Origin of the sequence: Butyrivibrio sp. INlla14 (assembly GCF_900102515.1) — a bacterium.
Classification (GTDB): Bacteria; Bacillota; Clostridia; order Lachnospirales; family Lachnospiraceae; genus Butyrivibrio.
In genome coordinates, this window is record NZ_FMVS01000005.1 from 219,494 (window position 1) to 229,870 (window position 10,377).

Annotated in this window: 11 protein-coding genes; all 11 read right to left on the minus strand. The window is 40.5% G+C overall.

Annotated features, from left to right (window positions below):
* Positions 1-20: 20 nt before the first annotated feature.
* Complete coding sequence (locus BLO53_RS04555; RefSeq protein WP_092059313.1) at positions 21-1,238, minus strand: glycosyltransferase; 1,218 nt, start codon at positions 1,236-1,238, stop codon at positions 21-23.
* Positions 1,239-1,264: 26 nt separating this feature from the next.
* Entirely contained in the window at positions 1,265-2,014 is a 750-nt protein-coding gene (locus BLO53_RS04560) for an SDR family NAD(P)-dependent oxidoreductase (protein WP_092059314.1), read from the minus strand.
* Positions 2,011-2,448, minus strand: a complete 438-nt coding sequence (locus tag BLO53_RS04565; RefSeq protein ID WP_242875299.1) for a MaoC family dehydratase — start codon at positions 2,446-2,448, stop codon at positions 2,011-2,013. The genes BLO53_RS04560 and BLO53_RS04565 overlap by 4 nt, the downstream gene beginning before the upstream one ends.
* Before the next feature lie 8 nt (positions 2,449-2,456).
* Entirely contained in the window at positions 2,457-2,699 is a 243-nt protein-coding gene (locus BLO53_RS04570; protein WP_092059315.1) for an acyl carrier protein, read from the minus strand.
* A gap of 51 nt (positions 2,700-2,750) precedes the next feature.
* Positions 2,751-4,694 carry an asparagine synthase (glutamine-hydrolyzing) gene (gene asnB / locus BLO53_RS04575; RefSeq protein ID WP_092059316.1) on the minus strand — a complete coding sequence of 648 codons (1,944 nt, stop codon included), beginning with the start codon at positions 4,692-4,694 and terminating at the stop codon, positions 2,751-2,753.
* 23 nt (positions 4,695-4,717) lie between these two features.
* Positions 4,718-5,488, minus strand: coding sequence for a hypothetical protein (locus tag BLO53_RS04580; protein ID WP_092059317.1), 771 nt, complete (start codon positions 5,486-5,488; stop codon positions 4,718-4,720).
* Positions 5,489-5,522: 34 nt separating this feature from the next.
* Entirely contained in the window at positions 5,523-6,458 is a 936-nt protein-coding gene (locus BLO53_RS04585; protein ID WP_092059318.1) for a methionyl-tRNA formyltransferase, read from the minus strand.
* 32 nt (positions 6,459-6,490) lie between these two features.
* Positions 6,491-7,936 carry a glycosyltransferase gene (locus BLO53_RS04590; RefSeq protein WP_092059319.1) on the minus strand — a complete coding sequence of 482 codons (1,446 nt, stop codon included), beginning with the start codon at positions 7,934-7,936 and terminating at the stop codon, positions 6,491-6,493.
* A gap of 22 nt (positions 7,937-7,958) precedes the next feature.
* On the minus strand, positions 7,959-8,708 hold the full coding sequence (locus BLO53_RS04595; protein WP_092059320.1) for a DUF2334 domain-containing protein: 750 nt from the start codon (positions 8,706-8,708) through the stop codon (positions 7,959-7,961).
* A complete protein-coding gene (locus BLO53_RS04600; protein WP_092059321.1) occupies positions 8,705-9,679 on the minus strand; it encodes an SDR family oxidoreductase in 975 nt (324 codons plus the stop codon). The genes BLO53_RS04595 and BLO53_RS04600 overlap by 4 nt, the downstream gene beginning before the upstream one ends.
* An 11-nt stretch (positions 9,680-9,690) precedes the next feature.
* Positions 9,691-10,377, minus strand: a 687-nt coding sequence (locus BLO53_RS04605; RefSeq protein WP_304528430.1) for a nucleotide sugar dehydrogenase, incomplete at its 5' end; no start/stop codon positions are given.

The window sequence follows — 10,377 nt, forward strand, 5'->3', positions numbered from 1 at the left end:
TTGCAATTCCTTATCAGTATTTATTCAAAAATAATCTTGTCGAGATATCTTTTCCACTTAAGGTTTGTAATCTCTGGTTTATAGAAATCCTGAACCTTCGTGGCAGAAGTGCCAATTTTCTCAGCAAATTCATGGTCAGACAAAATCTTTATCATTGCTTCCCTCATGCTTTTTTCATCTGAAACAGGCACAAGGATACCATTTTCATTATTAATAATCAAATCTCTTGGTCCGCCGCAGGGACAGTCGGTTGAAATGCATGGAAGTCCCAGTGACATTGCTTCTATAAGGGCATTGGGCATTCCCTCCTGCCTTGAAGCCAGAATAAACAGGCTTGCCTTTTCTATGTGCTCAGCTACGTGCTTGACACTTCCTGCAAACTCACATTTTTCCTCAAGTCCAAGACTGATAGATAGTCTCTGAAGTTTCTGCCTGTCTGGCCCATCCCCGTATAGAAGTAGCTTATAGTCCTTGAATTTATCTTTGGTTATTTCAGCAAAGCACCTCATGACAAGGGCCTGATCCTTGTTTTCATCAAGGCGTCCCACCATAACAACTGACTTCTCACGGTCTCCAACATATCTTTTTCTGATAAATGCTGGATTTAAGGCATTGGGTAAGATAGTGCATTTCTTCCTGATAAAGCCTGGGAAAAAGTTTCTTGCGCCAGTTGACTGTACAACTACTCCTGCTGCCTTGCCAAAGGTAGCAAGCATTCCTGCCTTGAGAGCCTTGGTATTATATTCCATTTCAGGATCTGCCCTTACAGATACCACCACCTTGATACCCTCTCTTGTGGCAGTAGAAAGAGCCATGATGTTGTTTTTACCAAGAAAGCTAAGAACCAGATCTGGCTTTAACTGCCTCCAGATTTTTCTTAGCTTTTCTTTTCTCTTTGTGAAGTTCTTGATTCGTCCCTCCTGCTCATCCTTTAAAAGAGCAGAAAATACTCTTTGGATTCCATCCTTCTCTCCACCGCTTGGATCAACCCATACTGGTTTTTCCTCCGTATCAGAGACAAGTACGGCTCCGTCAGCACCTGCAGGAACCGCTTTCCAGGCAGCATGCTTGACCTCATATTCATCCCTTGCAAGATACGTAGTCACAAGCGTCACCCTGTATCCCTGTTCAAAAAAATACACGGCAAGATTAGCCATGACTCGCTCGGCCCCCCCTTTATTAAGAGAGCCTATATACATTGCTATATGGGGTTTTAATGTCTTTTCCTTATCAGACATTTTCTTTTCCTCAAAAATATTATGTATTATATGATTACATTTCCGTTACTCAGATTAAGATTTACTCCGCTTAGATAATTACTGTCATCAGATAGCAGGAAGCAAATTCCAGGTACTATGTCATCTACTGTAGCATTTCTCTTTTCATTGCTGCCCTCCGCTGCAAGAGCCACAATCTTGGGATCTATCTCACTAAGGAGCTTGGTCTCTATCATGGATGGAGAAATGGCATTTATGTTTATCTTCTTGCCAGCATTATCTGCTGCAAGCTGCCTTACAACTCCAAGTAGCATTGATTTTACCGCTGTATACTCCAGCATTGATTTCTGAGGTTGCCCCGTAACAACGCTTGAAAGGGCTACAACCACTTTGTTATGATCCTTCCTCTTTACCATTGTAGGAAGAAAGGCCTTCATGATTTCAACAAAAGAATACACCTGAATCCTGACATTTCTGTCAATTCTATCTCTGTCAAAATCTTTGAGCCTTGTATATACAAGCTTAGATGCAGGAAGATGCACGACATGAGTTGGAATAAGTTCCCTCTCCTCTATAGCAGAAATGAAAGCCTGAACCTCTTTTTCATCAGAAAAATCAGCCTTCAGTGTAATGCCCTTATTATTATTTTTGTATTCTATCTTCTTAAGAGCCTCATCACTTGAATGGTAATGCAGAACAAAAGAGCTGTCTGTATACTCTTCATTTAATCTCTTAAGTAGTGCTACTCCCAAGTCTGATGAAGCACCTAATATCAAAAAAGTCTTACCACTTTTCATTTAAGGAACCCCGCTAGAATTTTAGCCTTGCTGACCTTTTTGCCGTCCTGATTTGTAATTGTTGCTACAATGTCGATAGTTCTTGTTGCCTCATGCTTTTCCTTGACATATCCTGCCACCGTAAGAGTATCTCCTATAAATACAGGATTTTTAAAGGACGATTCCACTGAATGCAAAAGGCAGAACTTTCCAGGCAGGTATACTCCTGCAAGCCTTGAGTAGAATGATGCTGTAAGCATTCCATAGACAACTCTTGAATAAAATCCCTGCTCTTTTGCAAAAGCCTCATCCATGTGAAGAGGATTGTCATCTCCTGAAATCTCATAGAATTTCTGCATCATCTCAGCTGTGACTGAAGTGCTAAACTCAGCCTTTGTGTATTCTTTTTTATCTTCTTCTTTGGATATTATTTCCTCAAATCTATACTCGTTCACTAAAAACCTCAATCAAGCTTTTCAAGAATGATATCAACCATCTCACCTACGTTTTTCATGGTTACAATCTGTCCCATATCAAACTTCATATCAAACTCATCCTCAATGGCATTCACAAGATTGATATGCTCAAGTGAATCCCAATCATCAATATCATCAGCTGTTGTCTCTTCTTCTACAGTGATGCTCTCATCATCAAAAACATCTCTGAAAATCTCATTTAATCTCTCAAAAACTTCTTCTCTTGTCATTTTAAAAATCTCCTTAAATATAATTATCTAATATCATTACACAACACGGTTTTAACCAATGTAATAATTGTACCATTGCTGGAATATATAGAAAGGCCAGGCAATCTTGCTGAAATTAGCACCGGTTGTGTCACCTGCATCTCCTGTAACAACATAGTTGTTGATAAATCTTGATACATATTCCGGATCAAATATCCCCTGCTTCTTTAAAAATGAAGTGCTGCTATAGTCAAGAAGCTGTTCCTTTAAGGGGCCTCTGAGCCATTGGTCCATGGGGACTCCAAATCCGGTCTTTGGCCTTTCAAGCAGCTCTTTTGGTATATAGTCATAAGCAATATCTTTCAGGATATGCTTTTTATCACCTTTATAATACTTAAATCTGTGAGGAATTCTGAAGGAATACTCCATCACAGCTGTATCCATGATTGGGCACCTGTTTTCTAAGGAATACTTCATGGATGCTCTGTCCATCTTAACTAAAATGTCCTCTGGCAGATAGGTTTCCATATCAAGAAGCATTCGCCTTGTCTGGTAATTATCCACCTGATACAAAGACTCCATTGGATAAAGGACAGGTGCCATATTGTCCTTCATATTATAGTCAGTCGAAAGATACTGCTCTGCTGTCATTGGCCTGTCCAGGCTCTCTAGCCCTGTAACAAACGCATGTGAAGCCTTGACATATGCCTCAGATATAAGCTGTGTCTTGGTCTCAGGATTTCTGTTTCCAGCAACAACTCTTACTCCAAAAGGCATTCTGTCAATGAGTCTTCCTCCTGGAATCGGAATCTTTCCCAAGGTACTTACCATAGCACCTGGAATATCTAAGAGCTGAGCCTTTCTAACATAATCATATACATTATATCCGCAAAAGAACTCGTCTCCTCCATCTCCTGACAGAGCAACCGTAACATCCTTTTTGGCAAGCTTACTGACCAGCATTGACGGAATCTGAGATTTATCTGCAAAAGGTTCATCATAATACTGAGGAATACTCTTCACCAGATCAAACATCTCTTTTTCCGTGCAGTAAAGCTCTGTATGCTCACATCCAAGGTAATTTGCAACCTCCTTGGCATACTCAGCTTCATTGTACTTGGGCACATCAAAACCAATACAGAAGGTTTTAACAGGCTTATCAGACATCTCCTGAGCAATAGCTGTGACTAAAGATGAGTCATATCCACCAGAAAGGAAAGTTCCAATTGGGACATCAGCTATCATTCTACCAGCCACAGAGTTTCTAAGGCGCTGTTTTAGGCCTTCCTTGGCCTCCTCATAGCTAGTGATCTGATTCTGACTCTCTTTCTTGTAGACTTCCTTGATATCCCAGTATTTCCATTTACTGATATTTCCGTTCCTAAATCTCAGGATGCTGCCAGGTTCAAGTTTGTATACATCCTTAAAAATGGTATCCGGAGCAGCAATGTACTGATTATAAAGATATCTTGGAAGCAGTTGCGTTCTGATCTCACTCTTAAAGCCAGGGCACTTCATAATAGGCTTAAGCTCGGAGCCAAAAACGATATTACCATCATCTATCCAGTAAAATAAAGGTTTTTTGCCTATCCTGTCTCTTATAAGGAAAACATCCTGAGTTTCCCTGTCATAGAGGGCAATGGCAAACATGCCATGAATGTGATCAACCATTCCAATGCCCCATTTCATGTAGGCAGCCAGGATGACCTCTGTATCACAGGTAGATTTATAGGGATATTCTTTTAGTTCTTCCTTGAGTTCAATGAAATTATATATTTCGCCATTAAATACAATTGAGACCCTGCCATTTGCCGAATGCATCGGCTGATGTCCTAGCGGTGACAGATCAAGAATCGAAAGCCTTCTGTGGGCAAAGCCTATACTATAACCATCTGTTCCTTCATAGATAGCAATCCCACTATCATTAGGACCGCGATGATACATAGTATCATTCATGATCCTGAGTTCTTCTTCTGTTATTCTTTTTTTAGATATATAGCCGCATATTCCGCACATCAGGCATTTAGCTCCAAAGTCTCTTACAGACCATACTCATCAAAAGGAATCTTGTCAAAATTGTCGCGAAGTGGCCCAAAATCTTTACACTCATTGTCAATGGAATCAATAAGTTCTACATATTTCTCATTTACAAGAGTCTTGTAATTTTCAAGATTGTCATATCCTGCCTTGGTCCAGGCAAAAGGATGTGTCAGGATCTGAATCTTCTTGTGTCCTGCCATAGACTCTGCATCAGGATATCCATATCTCCAAATGTGGTTAGCATCTGACATATACTTAACTTCAAGCTTGGATTCAGGAGTAGCCTTTGGATCAAAAGAGAAGAACTCGTCCTGATAAGCATTTACAATTCCTGGAATCTTGATATTCTCCGCAAGAACATCTGGTGATGGCCTGTGAATTGAAAAAGAATTTATCTTAAATCCCAGCATATTGCTGAGCATATCAATTTCCTGCTTGATTCTCTCTCTTACAAGCTGCATATCTGTCATGCCATTTAGGGCGAAGTGAAGACCAATATTCTGTCCTCTCTCATGCATGTCTGTGAGGATGTCTCTATTTTTTCTGGAGAGAATATTATAAGAATTATTGGTCCACTGGAAAAAGAATGTAGACCTGAAATCCATACTCTCTTCAACCTTGGAAAGGGCGTATGCTCTTTCTACTGAATATTCCACATCATGGCGCATTATAATGAAAGAATCTCTTTCAAGTGCTTCCTCATAAGTAGCATTAAGGCCCGTGTCCTTGATTGCTTTTATTATTTCTCTATAATCGTTATATGAAAACATTGATATCTCCTACTTTTTGTTTTTTGAACTCTGTTTATATAAGCAGCATCTTTGAAGTCAATGTTACTTCACTTTCGTATCTGTCTATTCTGATAGAACCATCAACCGTTCTGACAATTGGTTTATTGTCAAAAACATCAATGATCTCTCCAGGCGCATAGCCTGAAAAATCCATCATTTCGTCAAAAGGATGTGCCTCCCAAATTATAACCTTGTGCTCATCGTCCTCTTTATCTGCATAGCAAAATGCTCCTGGAAAAGGCGCTGCAACACCGCGGATCAGATTGTAAATGTTTCTGGTTCTGTCTTTAAAATCTATTTTTCCGTCTGCCGCTGTACGTTTATTGTACCATGAATCGTAATCCTTGGAATCAGTACGAATAGGTATCTCGCCCTTTTCCATGTATGTTGTCACAAGTTTTCTGATAAGATTCTTGGAACATATCATATTCTTGTACTGAGCTGATCTGATATCATCATGTTCGTTTATCTGAAACATTTCTGTCGCAAACACATTTGGACTGTCTGCATGCTCATCATATCTGAAAAGATTTAGATTAAATCTGCTATCTCCCAAAATGATAGACCAGTTAAGGGGTGATCTTCCTCTTCCAAAGGGAAGATATCCACAATTTCCATGAAATCCATAAACACCAGCCTTAAAGGCATCAAGTACTTCCTTGGGAACAAGCCTCTGCCATCCCATTACTATTCCAAGATCAAAGGTATTTTCGGAAATGAACTTTTTAGTTCTGTCGTCATTTAGAAAATAGCTGTCCGCCTCAAAAACCGGGATTCCATAATCATCAGTAAAATGCCTTAGTCCCTTAAAGCCTGATACCTGATTGTGCTCAAGTACCTTGGGAGCAATTGTGATTATAAGATCTACCGGGCATAACTCCTGTCTTATAAACTCTATGATATTCTCTGAAGTATCCTTAACTCCAAATACAACAACCTTATAATGCATTATTCAAACCTCTGTAAAAATATTGTTTATACTCAAAAGTGACCACTTTCATAAAAGAAGCCCAATAGTCTGGCCTGAGCCTTAACATCAAAGCCGGCAGCTCGTAGTTTACTCAGTATATAGACTGATGACTGTGACCTGTCACCAATTGAATACTCTATTGCCCTGTGCATATCTCCTCTTGATTTCTTAAGAGCAATACCTTCATCGAATCCGGTATCTTTATCAAGAAGTTCCAGATCGGGCATATCTTCTGGCTCAAAAATGCTCTCAGCCCTCTCGCCCGCAATTGCAGTAAGTGTCCTGTTAAGCTTGATTTCTTCCTGAAGGACATCGCTATGATAGTCCTCATGCAGCATAAGATCATCAAGGATCTTTCTGGCCCAATCTCTTGGTTCTGAATTTATACTGCGCATAGAAACCAGTTCTGTCACATTAACTTCAGGCGTTATCGTATCAGAAACCAGGCACTGTAGCCCTGCTGCCTGAGCCTCCACTACACTTCCGGGAAGTCCCTCGTACCTTGACGGGAAGCAAAAATAATCCATCGCCTGATAGTATTCGCTGGCATTACTCTTGTTGCCCGCAAATATACATCTGTCATAGATGTGGAGCCTATCAGCAAGTTTCTTCATATCGTCCATAAGTGGACCCTTGCCCAGCATGAGAAGCCTTATCCTCATCCCATGAAGCATGCTGTACTGATTAAGGTCATCATTGTCAAGAAGCCTGCAGACCTGAGTAAAGACATTTAGTAAAAACTCATGGTTCTTGGCATACCTAAAGCTTCCAACATGGCCTATAACAATGGCGCTACTAACTCCTAGTTCTTTCCTTATCTTGTTTCTGGTCTCTTCGTTATAGGCAAATCTCTTTAGGTCTATGGCGTTCGGAATTATCCTTACATTACCTGCATCTACCATTTCCTTGCCAAAAACTGCTATACCAGCCTCTCTGGAGCAGGCAAAATTATAATCTGCTACACCTTCTCTATGAAGAGGGGCTCTGAAAAGTCTTTTTGCAAGGCCTTTAACTCCCTCATCACCACCTGCAACTCTGGCATGAGCTATGCAGACAGGTACTCCGCTTCTCTTAGCTATGGGAAGATAAATAGCAGCTGTGCTTGTCAAATGCCCCTGCACAAACTTCCATTCGCCCTGGTGTTCCTTGAATAACCGCTTAAGAGCAGCCTTATATTCGGCCATATTCGTTCCCACGAATTTAGGGACGCAAAAAATCCTGCCTCCAAGCTTTTTTACGCTATTATCAAAATAGTCCGGCTCCCTCACTGCCATCAGTTCATCAGAAGTCGGACTCTTTTTACCTGTTTTTTCTGGAGAATAATGTACTAGGAAATCAAACTGTATCTTGTCCCTATCCATGTTGCGATAAAGATCAATGATACGACATTCTGCTCCACCAACACCAAGTCCCCCTAATACGTGGAGTATTCGTATTTGTCCATACCCGTATTCCATACAAGTTCACCCTATATGTGCTTTACTTTTTTGCCAGATTCCTTCTTAAGTATACCGCATAATACTTGGCTCTGGCTGTCATATATTCCCAAGTTTCCTCCCTTAGAGTTCTAAGCCTTATCTCATACTTATCGAACTCGTCAAAAGAAACTATGTCTCCCTTTTCAAAAAGTTTCTCAAAAACATCAAAATCCCTGTTTGTCATAGCCCCGATATGATAAACAAAGGTGACTATTCCATCTTCCTTGCTGGCAAGAGTTCTGCTCTTACTGATGGCAACAGGAAAAAATGTCATACCGTCTAATTCATAAGGTCCATCGCCAAAACCATCTGAAATTCTGTGAAAGCCATTGGTCCTGAGGGCCTTTAAAGTATATTTATCGTAGGAATGAAATGGAGCCATAAAAAAGTCAGTATTTATTCCGTTCTTCCTGAAAATCCTCTTTCCCTCTCTTATCATTTCATCCTGCCTCTGATAAGAAAGGCCGGCAAATTCGGATTTATCACTTATCGGAAACATGCCTGACTTTCTAGTGTTATATACATGGTTATAACCATGCATAGCCACTATCCACCCCTGATCCTGGAGATTTTTTATGTATCCCCAGAAATCAGCTCTAGGCTCGCATTTCCTTAGCTTTTTATCTTTATTATCAGGCACCACACCTATTAGCGGCTTAATGTCGTATTTGTCCAGAATCGCTTTAAATCTTTCGAACTTTTCAAAATCCATTTCTGGGGTGATGCCGTCAATTCTGATTGCGATTTTCATAGGTTCTCTTTATACCACTCTATAGCAAGCTCGATACCAGCCTTGAAATCATAGGAAGGATCATAGCCAAGATTCTGTCTTGCCTTAGATATATCAGCATTTGAATCTCTGATATCACCAGCACGTGGTGGTCCAAAAATAGGCTCAACATCCATTCCAAGAGCATCTGTTAAGTGATGATAAACATCAATAAGGAATTCTCTTCCGCCTGCTCCAATGTTATAGGCTTCGCCTGCTGCCTCAGAAGAAGCAAGGCACGCGCGAAGGTTACCCTCAATTACGTTGTCAACATAAGTAAAGTCTCTTGACTGCTTACCATCGCCATTGATAGTTGGTGTCTCACCATTCATAAGCTGGCGTAGGAACTTAGGAATAACAGCTGCATATGCGCCATTTGGATCCTGTCTTCTTCCAAATACGTTGAAGTATCTAAGTCCATAGGTATCAAGTCCATAGAGCTTTTTGTAAAGCTTACCATACTCTTCATCTGTCTTCTTGGTAAGTGCATAAGGAGAAAGTACATTTCCCTCCTGTCCTTCCTTTTTAGGAAGAGTTGTTGAATCACCATAAACAGATGAGCTTGAAGCATAAACGAACTTCTTGACACCATTCTGTCTGGATGCTTCCATCATATTAAGGGTTCCTCTGATATTGATCTCCTCATATAAAAGAGGCATCTCAATACTCCTAGGTACGCTTCCCCAGGCTGCTTCATTAAGAACATAATCTACACCCTTAGCTCCTTCCATGCAGGCATCAAGGTCTCTGATGTCCTTCTCAAGGAAAGTAAACTTAGGATTACTCATAAATGGCTGTATATTCTCGATATGGCCAGTAGAAAGGTTATCCATACATCTTACTGTATAGCCCATATCAAGAAGTGCCTCACAAATATTTGAACCGATAAATCCTGCGCCACCAGTTACAAGAAAAACTGAATCTGCAGGGAATTTTAAATCTCTAAATCCCATTTTATATCTCCTTATAGGCGCCAGTAATCAAACTCTGGAGCTTTGTAGTCTTCAAGGTTATAAATACCCTTAAGGTCCATAAACACCTTAGTGCTATGGTTGGCATTGAAGAACTTAGCAATATCAGCTGGCTTGTAAGCCTTGAAATCATCGTGAGCTACAGCCATGATAACTGCATCCATATCCTTGACAGCATCCATAGAGTCAAACTCTATGCCATAAAGTCTCTTTGCTTCGTCTGCATCAGCCTGTGGGTCTACAACTATAGGTGTGATGCCATACTCACCAAGTTCATTGTAGATATCAATAATCTTAGTGTTACGTGTATCTGGGCAGTTCTCCTTGAAGGTAAATCCAAGGATTGCAACCTTGGCATTCTTGACAGGAATGTCATTGGCAATAAGGCGCTTAACTGCTGACTCTGCTATATATTTACCCATGTCATCGTTGATACGACGGCCTGAGAGAATGATCTGTGAGTGATAACCAAGTTCCTCAGCCTTGTATGTGAGGTAATATGGGTCAACACCAATACAGTGTCCACCAACAAGACCTGGACGGAAGTTAAGGAAGTTCCACTTTGTACCTGCTGCCTCAAGGACGCTCTTTGTATCGATTCCCATCTTGTTGAAGATCATTGAAAGTTCGTTCATGAATGCGATGTTGATATCACGCTGTGAGTTCTCGATAACCTTGGC

Excerpts from the sequence above, each read along its gene's own strand:
- BLO53_RS04555 (WP_092059313.1), bottom strand. The coding sequence starts at position 1,238 with ATGTCTGATAAGGAAAAGACATTAAAACCCCATATAGCAATGTATATA.
- BLO53_RS04560 (WP_092059314.1), bottom strand. The coding sequence starts at position 2,014 with ATGAAAAGTGGTAAGACTTTTTTGATATTAGGTGCTTCATCAGACTTG.
- BLO53_RS04570 (WP_092059315.1), bottom strand. The coding sequence starts at position 2,699 with ATGACAAGAGAAGAAGTTTTTGAGAGATTAAATGAGATTTTCAGAGAT.
- asnB (WP_092059316.1), bottom strand. The coding sequence starts at position 4,694 with ATGTGCGGAATATGCGGCTATATATCTAAAAAAAGAATAACAGAAGAA.
- BLO53_RS04580 (WP_092059317.1), bottom strand. The coding sequence starts at position 5,488 with ATGTTTTCATATAACGATTATAGAGAAATAATAAAAGCAATCAAGGAC.
- BLO53_RS04585 (WP_092059318.1), bottom strand. The coding sequence starts at position 6,458 with ATGCATTATAAGGTTGTTGTATTTGGAGTTAAGGATACTTCAGAGAAT.
- BLO53_RS04590 (WP_092059319.1), bottom strand. The coding sequence starts at position 7,936 with ATGGAATACGGGTATGGACAAATACGAATACTCCACGTATTAGGGGGA.
- BLO53_RS04595 (WP_092059320.1), bottom strand. The coding sequence starts at position 8,708 with ATGAAAATCGCAATCAGAATTGACGGCATCACCCCAGAAATGGATTTT.
- BLO53_RS04600 (WP_092059321.1), bottom strand. The coding sequence starts at position 9,679 with ATGGGATTTAGAGATTTAAAATTCCCTGCAGATTCAGTTTTTCTTGTA.